This window comes from Bradyrhizobium sp. BRP22, assembly GCF_020194175.1.
Lineage (GTDB): Bacteria > Pseudomonadota > Alphaproteobacteria > Rhizobiales > Xanthobacteraceae > Bradyrhizobium.
Genome location: NZ_JADYVX010000007.1, coordinates 101,364 through 121,087, shown reverse-complemented (window position 1 = coordinate 121,087; position 19,724 = coordinate 101,364). Strand labels below are relative to the sequence as shown.

General features: G+C 64.8%; 14 protein-coding genes. 7 read left to right on the top strand and 7 right to left on the bottom strand.

The features are described 5' to 3' along the window. Nucleotides 1–44: 44 nt before the first annotated feature. Nucleotides 45–290 (bottom strand): PilZ domain-containing protein, encoded by a 246-nt coding sequence (locus I6F35_RS12140; protein WP_346283158.1) that lies wholly within the window; start codon nucleotides 288–290, stop codon nucleotides 45–47. Nucleotides 291–572: 282 nt separating this feature from the next. On the opposite strand from I6F35_RS12140, the gene I6F35_RS12135 reads away from it, so the two are divergent. The 7 genes from I6F35_RS12135 (at nucleotide 573) to I6F35_RS12105 (ending at nucleotide 7,986) form a co-directional block, all read left to right on the top strand. Next, a complete protein-coding gene (locus I6F35_RS12135; protein ID WP_225117900.1) occupies nucleotides 573–2,267 on the top strand; it encodes a Na/Pi cotransporter family protein in 1,695 nt (564 codons plus the stop codon). Between the two features lie 909 nt (nucleotides 2,268–3,176). After that, nucleotides 3,177–3,767, top strand: a complete 591-nt coding sequence (locus I6F35_RS12130) for an XRE family transcriptional regulator (protein WP_225117899.1) — start codon at nucleotides 3,177–3,179, stop codon at nucleotides 3,765–3,767. A gap of 327 nt (nucleotides 3,768–4,094) precedes the next feature. Continuing rightward, on the top strand, nucleotides 4,095–5,399 hold the full coding sequence (locus I6F35_RS12125) for an MFS transporter (protein WP_225117898.1): 1,305 nt from the start codon (nucleotides 4,095–4,097) through the stop codon (nucleotides 5,397–5,399). 14 nt (nucleotides 5,400–5,413) lie between these two features. Continuing rightward, nucleotides 5,414–6,034, top strand: a complete 621-nt coding sequence (locus I6F35_RS12120) for a DJ-1/PfpI family protein (RefSeq protein ID WP_225117897.1) — start codon at nucleotides 5,414–5,416, stop codon at nucleotides 6,032–6,034. Between the two features lie 36 nt (nucleotides 6,035–6,070). Further along, complete coding sequence (locus I6F35_RS12115; RefSeq protein WP_225117896.1) at nucleotides 6,071–6,460, top strand: RidA family protein; 390 nt, start codon at nucleotides 6,071–6,073, stop codon at nucleotides 6,458–6,460. A 3-nt stretch (nucleotides 6,461–6,463) separates the two neighbouring features. Then, entirely contained in the window at nucleotides 6,464–7,048 is a 585-nt protein-coding gene (locus tag I6F35_RS12110) for an MOSC domain-containing protein (RefSeq protein ID WP_225117895.1), read from the top strand. Then, nucleotides 7,045–7,986 (top strand): PDR/VanB family oxidoreductase, encoded by a 942-nt coding sequence (locus tag I6F35_RS12105; RefSeq protein WP_225117894.1) that lies wholly within the window; start codon nucleotides 7,045–7,047, stop codon nucleotides 7,984–7,986. The genes I6F35_RS12110 and I6F35_RS12105 overlap by 4 nt, the downstream gene beginning before the upstream one ends. A 272-nt stretch (nucleotides 7,987–8,258) precedes the next feature. Here the strand turns inward: I6F35_RS12105 and I6F35_RS12100 are convergent, their stop codons facing one another. From I6F35_RS12100 to I6F35_RS12075, 6 genes are all read right to left on the bottom strand, one after another. Continuing rightward, entirely contained in the window at nucleotides 8,259–8,597 is a 339-nt protein-coding gene (locus I6F35_RS12100; protein ID WP_225117893.1) for a lipid-A-disaccharide synthase N-terminal domain-containing protein, read from the bottom strand. Beyond that, a complete protein-coding gene (locus tag I6F35_RS12095) occupies nucleotides 8,597–9,385 on the bottom strand; it encodes a glycosyltransferase family 2 protein (RefSeq protein ID WP_225117892.1) in 789 nt (262 codons plus the stop codon). The genes I6F35_RS12100 and I6F35_RS12095 overlap by 1 nt, the downstream gene beginning before the upstream one ends. Nucleotides 9,386–9,481: 96 nt before the next feature. Continuing rightward, nucleotides 9,482–10,339 (bottom strand): phosphatase PAP2 family protein, encoded by an 858-nt coding sequence (locus I6F35_RS12090; RefSeq protein WP_225118033.1) that lies wholly within the window; start codon nucleotides 10,337–10,339, stop codon nucleotides 9,482–9,484. Nucleotides 10,340–10,341: 2 nt separating this feature from the next. Beyond that, the gene (locus tag I6F35_RS12085) at nucleotides 10,342–12,087 is read right to left on the bottom strand and encodes a glycosyltransferase family 39 protein (protein WP_225117891.1); all 1,746 of its coding nucleotides are present in this window, start codon (nucleotides 12,085–12,087) and stop codon (nucleotides 10,342–10,344) included. Between the two features lie 180 nt (nucleotides 12,088–12,267). Further along, nucleotides 12,268–14,367, bottom strand: coding sequence for a penicillin-binding protein 1C (gene pbpC / locus I6F35_RS12080; RefSeq protein WP_225117890.1), 2,100 nt, complete (start codon nucleotides 14,365–14,367; stop codon nucleotides 12,268–12,270). Further along, nucleotides 14,364–19,571, bottom strand: a complete 5,208-nt coding sequence (locus I6F35_RS12075; RefSeq protein ID WP_225117889.1) for an alpha-2-macroglobulin — start codon at nucleotides 19,569–19,571, stop codon at nucleotides 14,364–14,366. The genes pbpC and I6F35_RS12075 overlap by 4 nt, the downstream gene beginning before the upstream one ends. Nucleotides 19,572–19,724: the final 153 nt, after the last annotated feature.

The following is a 19,724-nucleotide window of genomic DNA, read 5'->3' as shown; positions in this document are numbered from 1 at the left end:
TGCTACCGACGACATGCATCCTCGACAGCGCCACAACCTGCGGTCTAATCGACGAACTGAGCCCCGAACTCGCAGCCGATCCGCCAGGCGAGACGGCATTGGCGCGGCCGATCATTCCCCAGGATGATCGTGAATTCGGAAGGTATTTCCGGATATTCGGCGATCACCTTGACGCCGCCCTCGGAGATATCGGTGATCATGCAGTCCCGCGGCAAGCTGCCGGTGCCGAACTGGATTTTGGCGAGACTCCTGCACAGACGACGCTCGCTCTTACGTCGATTGACGAACATGTCGATCCCCGGCCCCTGCTCACTGATTAGCCCACGTCTTGATCTGCTGTAGCGAGAAATCGTTGGAATCTGGCTAGCAGGACCGCTCGCAGTTGAACTGTCGCCTTCAAACTCCATTTACTCGCTCAGCGGGCCTTTTCCTCGAAATGATGCAATCTCGGGCGAATGCGGCCCAGCCGATGGTGAATTCCTGCCTCCATTCCTTGGGAACGAAAGGGTTGATCCGCCGTCGTTTGGCGATAGCCTGATCTTTTGTCCCCGACTGGCGGGAAGCTGACGAGTATGGGAAGCATGGTTCTGCTTGATCTGATGGGCGGCGTGGCATTGCTGCTGTGGGGCCTGCACATGGTCCACAGCGGGATTCTGCGAGCGTTCGGACCAGATCTGCGCGTGCTGCTGGCGAAAGCGCTGAACAATCGATTCACCGCTTTCGGCGCCGGCCTCGGCCTCACCGCCCTGCTGCAGAGCTCGACGGCAACCGCGCTGATCACAAGTTCGTTTGCGTCCGAGGGGCTCGTCGGCCTGGTTCCGGCGCTGGCGATCATGCTGGGCGCCAATGTCGGCACCACGCTGATCGTGCAGGTTCTGTCGTTCAACATCGCCGCGGTCGCCCCGCTCCTCTTCATCATCGGGCTGGTCGCCTTCCGCAGCGGGCCGCGCTCGCGCATCAAGGATATCGGCCGCGTCTCGATCGGGCTCGGGCTGATGCTGTTGTCGCTGCACATCCTGCTCGATACGCTGGCGCCGGCGGAGAATGCGCCCGGCGTGCGCGTCGTCATGAACGCGATCACCGGCGATCCCGTGCTCTGTATCTTCATCGGCGCCGTCGTCACCTGGCTGGTGCATTCCAGCGTCGCCAGCGTGCTGCTGGTGATGTCGCTGGCCTATTCGCAGTTCATCACTCCCTATGCGGCGTTCGCGCTGGTGCTGGGCGCCAATCTCGGCAGCGCCATCAATCCGCTGTTCGAGGGGGCGCGCCGCGACGATCCTGCGAGCTATCGGCTGCCGCTCGGCAATCTCATCAACCGCGTGGTCGGCATTCTCCTGATCGCGCCGTTCCTGGGTCCGGTCGCCGCGCATTTGCACGCTTTGCAGCCGGATCTCGCCAAGGCCACTGCGCTGTTCCACATCGCCTTCAACGCCGCGACAGCGGCCCTCTTCATCGGCGCGCTCGACCGTCTGGCGCGGCTGCTCAAGACGCTGCTGCCCCGGCGCATCCGGGATACCGATCCGGCCCGGCCACGCCATCTCGACGAGAGCGCGCTCGAGACGCCGTCGCTCGCGCTCGCCGACGCCGCGCGCGAAGCGCTGCGCATGGGCGATATCGTCGAGGAGATGCTGCGCAAGGTGATGGCGGCGATGATGACCGATGACCGCGTGCTGGTCGACCAGGTGTCGCGGATGGACAACAGCGTCGACAGCCTCGACGAGGCGATCAAGCTCCATGTCACCAAGCTCACCCGCGGCAGTCTCGACGAGCGCGAAGGCCAGCGCGCGATGGAGATCATCTCGTTTGCCATCAATCTCGAACATATCGGCGACATCATCGACAAGAACCTGAGCGAGCTCGCCACCAAGAAGATCAAGCGCCGCCTGCAATTCTCGCCTGAAGGCACCGAGGAACTGCAGGCCTTCCACAAGCGCACGCTGGACTCGCTCCGGATCGCGTTCGGCGTCTTCATGTCGGGCGACCTCAACGAGGCGCGCAAGCTGGTTGCGGAAAAAGCCGCGCTGCGCAACGCCGAGTTCGCCGCCACCGAGCGGCATCTCGAACGCCTGCGCGAGGGCCGCCCCGAAACCATCGAGACCACGTCGCTGCATCTCGACGTGCTGCGCGACCTCCGTCGCATCCATTCGCACATCTGCTCCGTCGCCTATACCGCCCTCGTCGCGGCCGGCGAACTCACCGCCGATCGCAGCACCGAGCAGGATGTAACCGCGCTGCCGGGGACCATGGCACAACCGACGCCGCGGTAGGTTGTCTCTTCCGCCGTCATTGCGAGCGCAGCGAAGCAATCCACGTCGTCACAAGCGAAGCTATGGATTGCTTCGCTGCGCTCGCAATGACGGGGGAGAGTTCTGATTCAAATTTCAAACAGCAGCCTCGTAGGATGGTAGAGCGCAGCGAAACCCATCGCGACCGAGGCAAGTGGCGCCGCTGCGTTCTCCCCATCCTACGTCTGATTCAAGGGGTGGACGTAAGCTCGCATTCTCGCGGCGCTTTGCGTCCGAGGTTTGCTACACTTTTCACCCTCCTCGATTCGGAGGGCGCAGGGAAAGCCGGGTGCCGGTTGCACCCGTGGGCCCCGTGCAACAAAAAGCACGGGGGTAGGACCACAGGTCAACCGAAGCAACTCCGGCTTTCCCTGCGCGATGGTTTACGGCTTACTTCGTGCTCTTCTCGGTGACCGGGCTTTCTTGCCACCGTCGCTCCGCAGATACTCGATCCACAGAACTTAGCGCCAGCGTCGGGGCGCCAGAACCACACGACTTCGCCGTCCACGGATAGTCGCGCTCGTCAGTCGCAACACCCGCGTCCACCGCATCCCACCGCAACGCTCGTGACGATCGCGACCCGCCCCTCATCCGCCGTGAGACGCGCGGAGTTAAATCACTGATTTGCCCGACGACGGAAGCGGAATATTTTTCGTAGCAAGGCTGGACAGACTTTTGGCCTGATTTGCCCGTCGGACCGTTCGTCGCACCCACGCGCCGAAATCGCCCTTGCGTCCACGGCGAAGCAGCTCTTGGCAGCAATAAGCTTCCAGAACTTTCTGTCAAAGCGGAGATGATCCGCGAGAGTAGCGCTGCCCCATACAACCGCCAGATTGCCCATACCACTCTGAATCCGTTAAGAGTAATGTGCATCCAAAAGGACTTCCTGGTTTGAGCGCTTTAGATCCTGCTGACAGTTCTCAGCTTTCGGTTCTCGCCGAAGAGATTCGTCATTTCCGGAAGAAGAACCACTTCTCGCTCGAGCAACTCGCCGAGGCGTCGGGTGTCAGCCGCTCCATGATCTCCAAGATCGAGCGCTGCGAAACGATTCCCTCGACGGTGATCCTATCCAAGCTGGCGGAGGCGCTGGGCGTCACGTTCTCGCAACTGATGGCACCGGCGGTCGAGCGCGAGATCGTTCATATCCCGGCCGCCCGCCAGCCGATCCTGAGGGACGAGGAATCCGGTTTCCTGCGGCGGTGTATTTCTCCCGTCCTTCCCGGGCGCGGGATCGACTGGGTGCTCAACACGCTGCCGCCGGAAGCGGACACCGGGAACTTCGTGGCCCATCGCCGGGGTGTGGAGGAATACATCTTCGTGCTGCGCGGACGGATGCGGGTCTCGATCGGCGACCAGCGCGTCAATCTCAATCAGGGGGATTCGCTGTATTTCCAGGCGGATGCCGACCATTCGTTCCTCAATCTCGGCAAGACGCCGTGCGAGTATTTCCTCGTGATCGACACCGCGAAGGTACGATCGTGATCCACTGAAGTGGAAATTACTCTCCTATCCGCACCTTGATCCGCCATTGCCGGTTCCACGGACAGTGGGAGCCGCATTTTCGGTCACCGCGGTCAATTGATGGGCGTCGGCCCGCTGTCGCACGCGCCTGCCGCAATTGAATGCGCCATAAATTTGCGGGCTTTTTGAACGCTCGCAGCCTCCAAATTCATCAAATCATTCGAGCTGGCGAAAAAGCTCAGCGTTTTCCGCGGGGGGATTCCGGCACACCGCTTGCATCCACTTTCGTGGAAAAGTCTCTCGTAAAGGGGAAATATGTTCCTCAGGACTTTTTATAAGGAGTTGGAAATGAGCATTGCTGCAACCATGTCTGACGCCCGAACGGCTGGCTCCAAGATGCGATCGATCGTGATTGCGAGCAGCGTCGGCACCATCATCGAATGGTATGATTTCCTGATCTATGCGACCGCTGCGGCGCTCGTTTTCAACAAGGCGTTCTTTCCGACCATTGATCCGCTGACGGGAACGCTTGCCGCGCTCGGCACTTACGCCGTCGGCTTTGTGGCCCGCCCGCTCGGCGGCGCGCTGTTCGGCCATTTCGGCGACCGGATGGGACGCAAGTCGATGCTGGTGCTGACGATGTTCATCATGGGCCTGAGCACGTTCTGCATCGGGCTACTGCCGAACTACGCCTCCATCGGTGTGCTCGCGCCCGTCCTCCTGATCCTGCTCCGCATCGTCCAGGGCATCGGCCTCGGCGGCGAGTGGGGCGGCGCCTCGCTGATGGTCATCGAGCATTCGCCCGCCGACAAGCGCGGCTTCTACGGCAGCTTCGTGCAGATCGGCTTTCCCATCGGCCTGGTGCTGGCGACGCTGGTGTTCGCGCTGGCGACGAAGCTTCCCGAGGCCGATTTCCAGGCGTGGGGCTGGCGCATTCCGTTCCTGGCCAGCGTCGTTCTGCTCGCGCTCGGTACGTTCATCCGCTCCCGGGTTCCGGAGACGCCCGTCTTCGAGAAGATGAGGGCCACCGACTCGTTCTCGAAGAACCCGTTCGGCGAGGCCGTCGGCAAGAACTTCAAGACGTTCCTCATCGCCGTCGGCTTGAAGCTGTCCGAAGTGTCCTGGGTCTATATGCTCACGGTGTTCGTGGTGGTGTACGCCACGACGACACTGGCGCTGCCCAAGCAGATGATGCTCGATGCGGTGATGTATGCCGCATTGTTCGAACTGATCACGCTGCCTCTGTTCGGCTGGCTGTCGGACAAGATCGGTCGCCGCGTGTTCTTCATCCTGGGCGCGCTGTTCACGATCGCCTTCGCGTTTCCGCTGTTCTGGATGCTAGGAACCAAGAGCGTCGCCATGGTGACGCTGGCCATCATCGTCGCCATGAATTTCGGGCACGGCATGATGTTCGGGCTGGAATCCACCTACTTCCCCGAACTGTTCGGGCCGAAGGTCCGCTACAGCGGCGCGTCGTTCGGATTCCAGGCGGCAGCCGCGATCGGCGGCGGATTCTCGCCGATCATCGCTACGGCACTGGTCGGTTACTTCGGCGGCACCACGGGCGTCTCGGTGATGATGATCGGCATCGCCATCCTGACGCTGTGGGCGGCATTTGCCGCGCGGGAAACCAAGGACGAAACTATCGGCTGAAGCGGGAAAGCTCCATGCTGTTCGGTATCTTCATCTACGACGGCGTCGAGCCGATCGATCTCGCGACTTTCGGCGTGCTGTCCATGGCACGCCGGATCGCCCCTCAGATCCGCATCTGCACCATTGCGCCGAAGGCGGGGATCATCAGCCTGTCCAACGGTCTCGATGTCATCGCCCAGTTCGGCATCGACGATGCGCCGGTGTGCGATGTCGTCATCGTGACCGGCGGTCCGGGGTGGGAGCAGCAGGCCGCGTCGGAGGCAACGCTCGACTATGTCAGGCGCGTCCATGCCTCGACGCAGGTGGCCTCTGTGTGTACGGGCGGCATGATCCTCGCGGCCAGCGGCGTGCTGGACGGCATCGCCGCCACCACCAAACGCGCGGTCGTACCGCCGGAAGTGTCACCGCTCCTGCGGATGCGCGCCGCGTATCCGCGGATCGACGTGCAGGAAGCTCCCATTATCGACAGCGGTGCGGTGGTGACGGGGGGCGGCGTGTCGCTCTGCATCGACACCACGCTGCACATCATCCAGCGCATGCTGGGTGAAGCTGTCGCCAGCGAAACCGCGCGCGTCATCGAATATCAGCGCGCACGCAACGCCAACATGGACCGCGAGGAATTTCTCGCGGGGTAGACCTCGACCCGAACGTCAGAAAAGAAAGAAGACCGCATGACTACCAAATTCCTCGTCAGCACCGACAAGGCCGCGCCCGCTGCGGGTCCGTACTCGCAGGCCGTGCGCACCGAGCAGTTCGTGTTTGCGTCCGGGCAGCTCCCGATCGATCCTGCAAGCGGGACGATTCCGGAAGGCATCGAACAGCAGACGCGCCAGTCGCTGGCCAATTTGTCCGCGGTGCTGGAAGCAGGCGGCGCCTCGTTCGAGAGCGTCGTCAAGACCACGGTGTTCCTGAAGAACATGGACGATTTCGCCGTGATGAACGGGATTTACGCCCAGGTCTTCAGCAATGCGCCGCCGGCGCGCTCGACCATCGAGGTCGCGCGGCTGCCGAAGGATGCGCTGGTTGAAATCGAAGCCATTGCGCTGCGCACGAAAGGATGAGCCATGAACATGCATTCGCCAGGGCGGCCGCCGCCGAAGATGATCGAGGCGTTCGCGCATCCAGCCGGTTCGGTCGCCGTCGCCAAGGACGGCGGCGCTACGCAGTGGCGCGGCGTCCTGCTGCATATCCACATTGCGCCAGGCGCCAGCTACGAGATGGAGGAGCTTGCCGAGGCCGAATGCGTGACCGGGCGGGGCATTGTCGGCGACCGTTACTATAACGGTTTCGGCACCTATTCGCCGAAGCCCGATGTGCGCGAGGTCACGCTGATCGAGCAAGAAGCGCTGGATGCGCTCTCCCGCAACGATCCTCCCCTGCAGGAGGGGTCGATCACGCTGAAGCCGAGCGACCACCGCCGCAATCTGACGGTGCAGGGCGTTCCGCTGAACCATCTCGTCGGGCGGCGCTTTCGCGTCGGCGACGTGATCCTGCGCGGTGGGCGACTGAACTTTCCGTGCAAGTACCTGGAAGAGCTTTTGGGTCTGCCGGTGTTTCTCCCGCTCTACAATCGCTCCGGACTGAACTGTGGCATCGAGCGCGGCGGCATCATCCGCCCCGGCGACGAGATCGAGTTGTTGAGCACATGACGGCACGTTTGATCATGAAGCTGCGTGTCGAGAAGCTGAGCTACTCGACACCAGACGTTATTCATCTGAAGCTCGTTCATCCCCTGCGGCCCGCACTGCCTGAATGGAGCGCGGGCGCCCATGTGGACATGCGCCTGCCCGACGGGCGCGTGCGGCAGTATTCGCTGTGCGGCGATCCGGCCGACACCGCGCGCTACGAGATCGCCATCAAACGCGAGGCAAACGGCCGTGGCGGCTCAGTGTGGGCGCACCAGACGCTGAGGGAGGGCTGCGAGGTTCACATCTCCGCGCCGCGCAACAATCTCCCTCTCGCGTCGGACGGCGAGCGCTATGTCCTGATCGCGGGCGGGATCGGCATCACGCCGTTGCTCGCGATGGCACGCAGCCTGAAGCGGTCGGGCAAGGCGTTTACGCTGCACTATTGTGCGAAGTCGCGTTCCGAGGCGCCGCTGCTCGCTGAACTGGCGCAGGTCTGCGGCGACGACCTGCAGTGCTGGTTCTCGAAACAAGGCGAACGGTTCGATCCGGCCCTGATCGGTCCGCACAGTCCCGGCACCCACGTCTACATCTGTGGGCCGCAACGGCTGCTCGATGCCGTGCAGTCGTCGCTGTCGGGATGGTCCGAGGAGCAGATTCACTGCGAACATTTCCAGATGACAATGGATGAGAACTTCAAGCCCGAGCCGTTCGAGGCCACGGTCGCATCTACCGGGCAGCGGATTCTGGTGCCTGCGGACAAGTCGTTGCTCGATGTGCTGCGCGAGCATGATTTCCCGCTGCCGTCGTCTTGCGAGATCGGGGTCTGCGGCTCCTGCGAATGCGGCTATCGCGACGGCATTGTCCTGCATCGCGACAAGGTGTTGCCGACGTCGAGGCGGCAGGACCGGCTGATGCTGTGCGTCTCGCGCGCCCGGGTGAGTGTAACATTGGAGCTATAGTGAAGGTCCCCTGATTTGGATGCCAGCATCAACCTGGCTCGCCAGGCCGTGAGTGGACGATGCACTCGCGGTCGCAAGGGCTCTGACATCTCCCTCGCCGGGATCGCGCTCGCCGCTGACAGCATCGCGACCTAGAGCGGGATGATCTTTCTTCGAAACATCATCCCGCTCTATCTTTTTGTTTGAGCATTATCTTTTCGGAAAACCGGTATCCACTTTTCCGGATCATGCTCTAAGGCCGGAGCGGCGGCGCTTGTCCGCGGGCAACGGCGTCAGCGATCCAGGGTTCTCGATCCCTGCCCGCGGTTCTTCACGATCAGCATGATGTTTCTGACATAGATGATCGTGGCCAGTCCCTGGCCGAGAATGATGACCGGCTCGCGCTTGGCGATGCCATAGATCAGCGTCATCAATCCGCCGCCCATCGAGAAGAACCAGAAGGCCATCGGCACCACGCTCTGCCCGGCGCGCTCGCTGGAAATCCACTGCACCAGGAAGCGCGCGGTGAACAGCAGTTGCGCGACCAGGCCGAACGCCAGCCAGAAATCGAACTTGGCGACGAAGACGTCGTAGAGATAATCGCCGAGAGCTTCACCGTATTGAATCAGCATCACTGCTCCTCGGTCGCTTTGGTATCTCCGGTCGCTCCCGTGACCCCGGTCACCTCCGCTACTACGGGCGTCGGCTTCTTGCGGCGGATCAGCCACCAGACGCCGAGCAGATCCATGATCCCGATCCAGAGCCGATCGAAGAAGCCGTAATTCGAGACACCGGAGCGGCGCGGCCGGTCGACCACGTCGACATAGGCGATCTCAAATCCTTCGCGACGGACCAGCGCCGGCAGGAAGCGATGCAGCCCGTCGAAATAAGGCATCATCAGGAAGACGTCGCGCGGGAACGCCTTCAATCCACAGCCGGTGTCGCGCGTGCCGTCGCGCAGGATCGCGCCACGCACGGCGTTGGCGATCCGCGACTGCAATTTCTTGAATCCGGTATCCTTGCGCCCCACTCTTTGGCCCGCGGCAAGCCCGATGCGGCCGCCGCCGCTTTCGACCGCGGCAATCAGATCCGGCAGGAACGAGGGATCGTTCTGACCGTCGCCGTCCAGCGTCGCGACGATCGCGCCGCGCGCGGCGCGTACGCCGCTGCGCACCGCTGCCGACTGCCCCGAAGAGACCGCGTGCCGAAGCTGGCGCAGGTTGGTGCGCTCCGTCATGGCCGCGCCGATCCGAGATGCTGTCGCATCGGTCGAACCGTCATCGACATAAATGATCTCGTAGACCCAGCGGTGACCGAGCGCGGCAGCGATCTCCGCAATCAGCGGCGCGATGTTCTCGGCCTCGTTGCGCACGGGCACAATGATGGAGACGGCCACCGCGCTCTGATCGGAAGAAGGCAATTCGGCACTCTTGTTGACTGGATCTTGGCTGGATTTTTGATTCTCTGGACGGCCCGCAGGTCGGAACCGCCTGACATGGCGGGACGGCGCCCGCTTTTATGGGGCGGAAGCGCCCCGGGCAACCCTTTTGGCAACCCTTTTGAGGCGCTCGAGAGAAGGGCCGGCAAGTGGATAAATCGTGCCGTCGCGCTGGATCGCGAAGCCAAGCCGCCGGGCCGCAAACCAGTAGCGCACTGCCATGGCGCAGATCACGCCGACCAGCGCGCCGCCGACGACGTCGCTCGGGTGATGCGCGAGCAATACCAGGCGCGTAGCGCAGATCATGAGCGCATAGATCAGCATCACGAACCGCAGCCGCGGCCACAGCGCGGAGATCGCAAAGGCCAGCGCAAAGGCGGTGGTTGCATGCCCTGAGGGGAAGCTCGCATAGGCCTCGCTGCCGGCGAAATGCGAGAAGTTGAAGGCGTTGGGCTCGCCGCCGACAAACGGCCGGCCGCGCCCGACGATCCATTTCAGGAGGTCGCCGACCAGGACCGCAAACAGCACCGCGAAGAACAGGAACTGCAACCGCGTTCCCAGTCCCAGCAGCAGCGATCGTCGCATGCCATGCAATGCGGGGGCAATGATGGCAACGAGAATCAACAGTCCGGCCAGGGTCCACAGCACGTAGAAATCCTTGCCGAAATCGGTGAGGATGCGGACCCACCACAGGCTTGCGGTGCCGCGCGGCGGCATCAGCTTGATCTCGGGCACGTCGAGCACAAGCATCAGCGCGATGATGGCGGCACCGATGATCGCGATCAGCCACAGCCCGTGCCGTGCCGCGCGCCGGCCGGCTTCCGCGCGGCGCGAATGCGACGGCGTACGCACGAGCTGGGCAAGCGACCGCCCCGTCAGCGTGGCGAGACGCGCCGGATAGCTTGCGGATTCATGGCGGATGACCGGCCCGGATATTTTCACTGCGCCGTCTCGGAGCGGAAGATGGTGACGTAGATCGCCCTGCCCTGCGAGATGTTATAGCCGTCGATGCGCACTGCCGCGTTGTAGCGCAAACTGATCGCCTCGGCCCGCTGCACGAAATTGCGTTCCGAACGCGCCTCGACCAGCGCAAAGCGGCATGCGCCCTGCGCCAGGAAATCCGCGGCGCCCGAACCGTCGGTCAGGATGATCGAGGTGTCGGTCAGGAAGACCAGGCTTGGCTCGTGGTAGCCGGCGGATGCCAGCTTCGGACCCGGACAATTGGCGTAGCGCAGGAGATGCCCGACCTCGGCGCTTGGAAACAGCGGCTTCAATGTCGGCACCACCACGCCATAGACGGCGATCGCAAGCAGCATCGCCGCGATCACTGCATTCAGGAACGAGCGCTCGGCGCGGCTGTCCTCGAACATCCACCAGGCAACCAGGCCGAAGATCATCGCACCCGCCAGGATCGGCCAGGCCGGAAATGCCGGCTGATAGGTCAGCTTGATCGCGCCGGCCACGACGATCACGGCAGTGATCGCTGGGATCGCGAACCACCAGGCCGAGCCGCGGATCAGCCAGGCCGATCGCGACAGCACCCGCCGTTCCAGCGCGCCGACGGTGAGGATCGCAATCGCGGGATAGAGCGGCAGCACGTAATGCGGCAGCTTGGTCAGCACCGCCTCGAACACGATCCAGGACGGGATCAGCCAGGCCAGCAGAAATTGCGCGCCGGGCTCGCGCCGCGCGCGCCACACCGCCGGTGCCGCCATGCCCGCCAGCGGCGCGCCCGGCCAGAATGTGATCCAGAACAGGACAAGATAGAGCCCGGGCGGCGCGCCGTGTGATTCCTGCGCGCCGAGCTTGCTCAGCATGTCGCCGCCGACGGAATCGGCGAAGAAGGTGTCGCCGGCGCGCAAGAAGATCAGGACGAACCACGGCAGCACCAGCACCAGGCACCACATCAGCCCCCAGACCGGGCGCATGCGCGAGAACCATTCCAGCGAGCGGTCGAGGATCGCCAGAGCCGCGATGGCGAGCCCGACGAACATCAGGATCAGCGGTCCCTTGAGCAGGATGCCGCCTGCCAGTGCGGTCCAGAAGATCACAGGCGCCGACCACGGCGGATGCGCGGGATCCTCGCCGCGCTGCCAGGACAGATAGACGCGCGCCAGGGCTCCCATCGCGGCGGTGACTGTCAGCAGCAGCATCGCGTCGGTTTTTGCCAGACGCGCCTCAACGCCGAGCAGGACACAGCTCGCCATCATCAGCGCCGCCAGCGCCGCGCCGCGCCGCGTGACGAAGGCAAGCGCGGTCCAGTAGGTCAGCAGCACGGCGCCGATCGCACCGATCAGGGACGGCACCCGATAGAGCCAGATCCGCGCCTGCGCCCCCGGCATGCCGAGGCTGGATGCAGTTTCAACGACTGCAGCCTGCAGCCAGTAGATGCCGACCGGCTTCTTGTAACGGACGTCGTCCTGGAAACGGATGTCGACAAAATCGCCGCTCTCGACCATCTGCTTGGTCGCCTGCGCAAAGCGCGCCTCGTCGCGGTCGATCGGCGGCGTGGTGAAGAAGCCGGGCAGGAACAGGACCAGGCAGCACAGCACGAGGAACAGAACCGCGCGCCCATGATTGGCGGTCGCAAACTCGAACGCGATCGCCAGCCTGCGACTGGAATGCGCAGGTTTTACAGGCTGTTGCCCTGCTCCGAAGCGCCTGACATTGACGATTTCAACCATGGGCTTCGCATACGATGAAACCGTAGGCCAAACAACCGCACAGGTTCCGTTTTGTCCTGAGTGTGGCTCTGGTGCTGTAGCTTGGGTGAAGCGCTAGTGTAACCCGGGCCACTCGCGATGCGGATGCGGGCGTCCCGGGTTACGCGTTCCGCTCCACCCGGGCTACGAGGTCCCTTCCGGTCACTGCACCCGAATGACCACCGTATCAGCCGCTCCGGTCGCGTCGATCACGGTCAATCGCGCAAAGCCGGGGCCCGGCGGATCAATCAGGCGCTGACGGCGGCTGTCGAGATCGCCAACCGCGACGCCGTCGACCAGCATGGTCAGCGGCAATACGCCGCCGGCCACCTTGACCGGCATCGGCGTCACCTCGCCGCCGGCGGCGCGATCGACATCGATGCGCGAGCCGTTGATCGGGAACTGGATATGCGGCGCCTGATCGCTGCCCGTGCGCACAAGTTCCCCGACGGGCCGGAAACGCCGGAGCGGCAGCGGCAGCCTGGTATTGCCAGCGACCAGCGTTCCCTTCGGCGCCTTCGGCAGTACCGCCGGGATCCTGCCGGTGCGCGCGAAGGCATCGAACAGGATCGGCGCCGCGGCGCTGCGTCCGATCAGCCCGGGCACCGGCGCGCCGTCAGGACGGCCGACCCAGACGCCGATGGTGATGCGGCCATCGAAGCCGACCGACCATGCGTCGCGATAGCCATAGCTGGTCCCGGTCTTGAACGCGATCCGGTTATGCACGCCGTTTTCCGGCGGCGGCGTGCCGATCAGGACATTGCCGACCTGCCACGCCGCGACCTGGTCCATCAGCCGCATCGGCTCGCGGTCGTCTCGATCAAGCATGATCTCGCGCAGCGGCCTGGTGGTGCCGAGCCGCGGGAAGCCGGCGTAGAGTTGCGCCAGATCCTGCAAGGTGATACCGACGCCCCCTAACCCCATCGCAAGGCCCGGCGCCTCGTCCTTCGGCAGCACCAGGCTGGTGCCCGCCTGTTTCAGGCGCGACGACAGCCGGCTCGCGCCGACGCGGTCGAGCAGCGCGATCGCTGGCACGTTGAGCGACAATTGCAGCGCCTTGCGCACCGGCACGGTGCCCTGGAAGGTCATGTCGAAATTCTCCGGCGCGTAGGAGCCGAAGCGGATCGGGCGGTCGTCGATCAAACTCTCCGGGTGCACGAAGCCGTCCTCGAAGGCGAGGCCATAGATGAACGGCTTCAGCGTCGAGCCGGGCGAGCGCACCGCGCGCGTCATGTCGACCTGACCTGCCCGGCGCTCGTCGAAATAATCGGACGAGCCGACGCGGGCGAGGATGTCGCCGCTCTCATTGTCGACCGCGATGATCGCGACCGAGATGTTCGGGCCTTGCGCGACGGCGCGGTCGCGGGCGAGCGATTCCAGATTTTTCTGCAGCGTGGAATCGAGTGTCAGCTTGATGAGGGATGAATCCTTCATCGTCGCGAGCGCCTGGTCGGCCGCATGCGGCGCCAGGATCGGCATCGGCTTGCGGAATTTGGGCACGGCTTCCGACTTGGCTTGCGCGGCATCGTCCGCCGAGAGCACGCCCTCTTCCACCATGCGGTCCAGCACGCGGTCGCGGCCGGCCCGCGCGGCTTCCGGATGGCGGTCGAGCCGCCGCCGCTCCGGCGATTGCGGCAGCGCCACCAAAAGTGCCGCCTCGGCCAGTGTCAGCCGCTTCGGCTCCTTGCCGAAATAGGCGATCGATGCCGCGCGTACGCCCTCGAGATTGCCGCCGAACGGCGCCAGCGCGAGATAGAGGTCGAGGATCTCGTCCTTGTCGAGCTGTTGCTCGATCTCGATCGCGCGCACGATCTGGCGCAGCTTTGCGTAGAGCGAGCGCTGCCGCCGCGGCTCCATCAGCCGCGCCAATTGCATCGTGATAGTGGAGCCGCCGGAGATGATGTGACCGGAGGTGGCGAGCTGCACCGCCGCGCGCGACAGCGCCAGCGGATCGACGCCGCGGTGGGAATGGAAGCGCTGGTCTTCATAGGCGAGCAGCAGCTTCAGATAGATCGGATCAACTGATGTCTTCGCGTCGACCGGCAGCCGCCAGCGGCCATCCGCCATCGCGTAGGCGCGCAGCAGTTTGCCGTTGCGGTCGACGACGGTGGTGGAGACTTGTCGCGCCTCCGCAAGCGGCAATGGGCCGAGGGAGATGGCCCAGGCGGTAAACGCACCCGTCACGAGCAGAGCGGTGACGGCCGCCATGGCGACCGCCCGCCTGATCCATCGCCCGCGCGGCTTGTTCGCCATCCCGCTCATTTCGCCGCGCGGACCTCCACCGTGCCGCTGCCGGTGCGGCCATAGCGCGAGGGATTGTACATGTCCTCGACATAGGCCTGCGGCAGCACGTATTTGCCGGGAGAGACCGCGCGCACGACATAGGCCACCGTGAACACCGACTTGGCATCGCTGGCGCGGTCGATCGCGGCGGAGAAGCGGTCATCGCGGAACTCGGTATTCTCCGCCTCCTCGCCGTCCTCGATCCAGTCGAGCGTGCCGGAGTCGCCGGAGGACACCAGATGCGGGTTGTCGATCTCGAGCCCGGCCGGCAGATAGTCCGACACCATGATGTGTCCGTATTCCGGCTTTGCTTCCGTGATCTTCAGCACCACGGCAAAGCGATCGTTCTGCTTCGCTTTGCTGACATCCGCCGGCTTGCCGTCGAGCGTGAAATAATTGCGCTCGATCCTGAAGCCGTTGGAGGCGGCCGGCTCCGGCGTCACCGGCGAACCCGACACCGAGACCACGACCTGCACCGGCGCATCGCCGGTATTGGTGATCTTGATCGGCTTGCCAGCCATCGCATCTGCTTTGTAGCTGCGGAACACCGCGGTATTGACCGGCTGGCCGTCGATATCGAGGCTCAGCGTTTCCTTGGCAAGCGCACGGGCGGCCAGCACCAGCCAGGCGTTTTCCTGGGTCGAGGTGTAAGGCGTCAGCCCCCGCGCCGCCTCGACGCGCGCGACGGCGCCGATCATGGTGGCGCGCGGCGCATTGCCCTCGCCGGCGAGCGAGACCAGCGCCGCGGCATCGCGCAGCGCCGAGCCGTAATCGACGCGGCCGAACTCCAGCACCGGCTTTGGATTGAGCGCGTCGAGCGCGGCGGCATAGACCCGCTCCGCCCGCGCCCGGTCGCCGACCAGCGCCAGCGCGGCGGCGAGTTGCGATTTCGCAATTGGAGTTGCGAGATTGTTCAGCTTGGTGTCCGCGAGATAGCGCAGATCGCCAATTGGAGCGGCGCCATTGCGGGCGAGCACGTAGAGGCCGTAGGCGAGATCGCGGCCACCGTCCTTCTCGGGCTCGTTGGCGTTCACCACCGAATTCCTGATGCGGTCGAGCGCGCTCTTGAACAGCACGTCCGGCACCACAAAACCTTTTTCGCGGGCGCGGGTCAGGAAGTCGGTGACGTAAGCATCGAGCCAGGCGTCATCGCCACCTGATGACCACAGGCCGAACGAGCCGTTCGAGCCCTGGCGGGCAAGCAGACGTTCGATCGAATCCTTGATGCGCTGGTCGACCGCGCTGTCCATTGCCAGATGCGCGCCGGCGGCGAGATCGTTGACATAGAGCAGCGGCATCGCGCGGCTCGTGATCTGCTCCGAGCAGCCATACGGATAACGGTCGAGCGCCTTGAGGATCGTTGCGGCGTCGAGCGCGGTCGACAGGCTCGCCGACAGCGAGACGCTGCCGGTGCCCTGCACGAGGTCGGTGAACATGTCAGACGTCAGCGTCAGGCTGTCGCCCTTGGCCAGCGTCCGCACCGAGCGGCGCGCCAAGACCTGCGTCGCCGCCTTGACGTCGAGCGCGTAGTGGCGCGCCAGCGTCAGGCCGTTCGGGCCTGAGATGTCGACGTCGAGATTGGCGGCGCCAGCGCCGCCGGCATCCAAGGCCAGCGACAGCGAGGTGCGCTGCTTGGCGGCGAGCCTCACCGTGGTCGCCGGATTGCCGGACAGTTTCACCGGGCCGGACGCCTTGACGTTGATGGTGTAGTCGCCGGGCGCGCCTTCGACATTGTCGATGTCCATGCTCATGGTGCCGTGGTCGCCATTGAGCAGGAAGCGCGGCAAGGTCGCGGTCAGCACCACGGGATCGCGCACGGTGACATCGATGGTGCCGCGCCCGACTTTCGTGGCGCTCCAGGCCACCGCCATCACCCGCGCGGTGCCGGCGAATTCCGGAATGTCGAAGCTGATCTCGGCGGTGCCGTCGGCGCCGACGGTGACAATGCCGGAATAGAGCGCGAGCGGCTTCTGCGTCGGCGGCGAGCCCTGCAGTTCGGCGCCGCCGGAATCGCCGCCGGTCCTGATCTGGCCGCGCGTGCCCTGCATGCCGTCGATGAGCTGGCCGTAGAGATCGCGGATCTCGGCCGTGAGGCGGCGCTGGCCGAGATAGTAATCGTCGGGCGCCGGCGGCTTGTAATTGGTGAGGTTGAGGATACCGACATCGACGGCTGCGACCACGACCTTGGCGTCCTCGCCGGGATTGAGCCCGTCGAGCTTGACCGGGATCTTCAGCGCCGAGCCCGGCCGCACCAGCGATGGCGGCGTGAGCGTCACCGCAAGCGTGCGGGCCTTTTTGTCGATACCGAACCATTTCAGGCCGATCGCACGGCCCGGCATGCGCTGCGCGGCCGCATCCAGCGGACGGCGCAAGGTCGTCATCACATAGGCGCCGGTGCCCCAGTCCTTGCCGACGCTGAGCCGGACCTGCTGGGTACCTTCCTTGACGTCGACGCTCTGCGTCGTCAGCAGGCGGTCGCCGAGCACGTTGACGGTCAGCCGCCCGGCCGTGCGGGCGTTGACGGTCACCACCATGGTGTCGCCGGACTGGTATTCCGGCTTGTCGATCGAGGTCTCCAACAGGTCAGGCGTGTCGGCGCTGCCGTCGGAATACCAGCCGACATCGAACTGCACCGAGGTCAGCGGGCCATCAGCATCGCTCGACTTGACGTCGAGGCGGTAGCGGCCCGGCTGCGGCGCGAATGACAGCCGTGACGGCTTGTCGGCGGCGAGATTGACATCGCCATCAGCAACGCGGCTGGTCGACTTCACCGGTTCATAGTCCCACGACGAGCCCTGGCGGTACCATTGATAGCGCGACTCGATCCCCAGCAGTTCGTAGCGCAGGCCGTCGCGCGCGAGCTGCTTGCCGTCGGTGTCGACGAACACGACGTCGAACTCGGCCTTGTCGCCTTCCGCGACGCTCTTGTCGCCGAATAGCGGCTTGACGCCGATCAGCGAGCTCGCCGGCGCCACGGGCAGCACGATCTTGCGCTCGACCGAGCGGCCGCCGGTCTCGGCCATGCGGATGTAGATCTGCGCCTCCTGCGGCCGGGTCGACGTCGGCGCCTTCTCCAGCTTCACCGGGAAGACCGCCGTGCCCTTGGCGTCGGACTCCGGCAGGTCCTCGATCGGGGTGCGTTCGTTGCTGGCGCTCTCCTCGTCGGCGACGCCGAACTGGTAGCCGGGATAGCCGGGCCGTCCCGATGCGGCCGCCGTCACCAGCATGTCACCCTCGAGCTGCAGCCCGGACGCCGGCGCGCCATAAAGGAAATGACCGTCGACCTTAAGTTCAACTGGAACTTCAGCTTTGATGACCTTGTCCCTGGCCGTCAGGTCGAATTCGATCCGCTCGGGGATGTAGTCCTCGACCATGAAGGTGGTCTCGCCGACGGCGGTGCCCTTCGGGTCGGTGAAGGCGCGCACCCGCCAGGTGCCGGTCGGCACCGTCGAATTCAGCGCGACGGCCATGGTGCGGCCCCCGGCGCCCTGGTCGGGCAGCACGGCGCGGCGGAATTCGACGCCGTCGGGGCGCTCGATCACCAGCGTCAGCGGGCCGCCGGTCATGGCGTTACCCTGCCCGTCCCGCAAGAGCGCGGTGAGATAGACGGTCTCGTTGGAGCGATAGACGCCGCGCTCGGCATAGACGAAGGCATCAGCGCCAGCAGGCACCGCGCGGCCAGCGACACCGCGGTCGGTGAGGTCGAAGGCGTTGGTCTTCAGGTTCAGGAACGCATAGTCCGCCTTCTCGTTCGTGACGGTGAGCAGCGCCGGCGACAGCCCGCCCTCGCCGCGCGCGAGCCCGGCCTCGAACAGCACGTGGCCGGTCTCATCGGTCTTGCGGGTCGCAAGGATCTCGTTGTTGCGGGCGACCAGCTTCACTTCGGCCTTGGCGACCGGCTCGGTGGAGGCCAGCGAATTGACGAAGACATGAATGCCGTCATTGCCTGAAAACGCCGACAGCCCCATGTCGGAGACGATGAACCATTGCGTCGCCAGCGAGCCGTCATCATCGCTGCTCGGCCCCTTGGCGGCGGCCGTCATGACGTAGACGCCCGGCTGCAGATCGCCGAGTGCCTGGTCGACCGGAAATGCGGTGACGACGTCCTGGTTCAGGGTGGCCGCCGTCGCGAGCTCGCCGGACCACACTTTCATGCCGCGCTGGTCGCCGAGATCGGAGAGCTGGTAGCTGCTCAGCGTGCGCTGGAAGTCGCTGTCGATCACCGTGTTGATCAGGTTGCGGTCGCCGATCCGGAATACGTCGATGGTCACTGCCGGCGTGTTGACGCTGACCACCGGGATGCCGCGCTGGCCGGTGCGCGGCAGCACATAGGCGCGGCCGGTGAAGCGCACGAATGGCTTGCGGTCGCGGACATAGATGTTGAACTCGGCGGATTTCGGCAAGCTCTCCTTCACCGTCGACGGCAGGCCGGCGCGCAGATTGATGTTGTAGCGCTCGCCGTGCTTCAGCCCGTCGACGCAGAGCTGCTTGCCTTCGGTGGTGAGCGCCGGCTTGTCGTTGCCGGCAAGCGCCACGAACGGCGCGAAATCGACCCGCTTGGCCAATTCCTCGGAGAACTGGAAGCAGGCCCGCGGCGTGGCGCCGTCGGAATCCACGCTGTAATCGAGCAGTCGGAAGCCGTGCTCGTCGCGCATCTTCTCGTACTGGCCGCGGACTTCGGCAACCTCGCGCATCTCGAGCGACATGCGGAGCGCATCGAGCGCCGGCCGCCACAATTTGCGATCAGAGAACGCGCGGCCGAGCACGGCCAGCGCATCGGCCTCCTCCGCCTGGTTGCCGGCGCGCTGATAGGCGATGTAGGCGGCGGTCGAGGCGCGCTCGAGCAGGAAGGTCTGCTCGGTCGAGCTCGACGTGCGGATCTGGAAGATGGTGCGGGCAAGCCGCAGCCAGTTGCCGCTGTCATCGGGCGCGGTGGCGGCGATCTGGCCGAGGATCTGCAAGCCCGAGCGGAAGTCGGCGCGCCTGAAGGCTGCATCGGCATCGGTCTTCAGCGTCGCCGTGCTCTTGGCGACCGGCCCCGCCTCGCTCTTGATCTGCGCCTCCAGCTTGATCGCGGAATCGGCGAGGTCGTCACGCTTGAACGCCTTGTCGGCTCCTTGCGCGGTGGCGAGGCCAAGCGCCAGCGCGGCGCAAAATGCTGCGACACGAACCAAACCGATCATGATGGATCTCCCGGGCCGCGGGCCGAGGCCGCGTGACGAATAAGAGGGCGCGAAAAGGTGACCGACTGATGGCGCGAAAACAACGTAGCGGAGAAGTCGCAAACAGGCATTGCCAAACCAGTCATTAAGCCCGCGCGGTGGCGCGCCGGCACG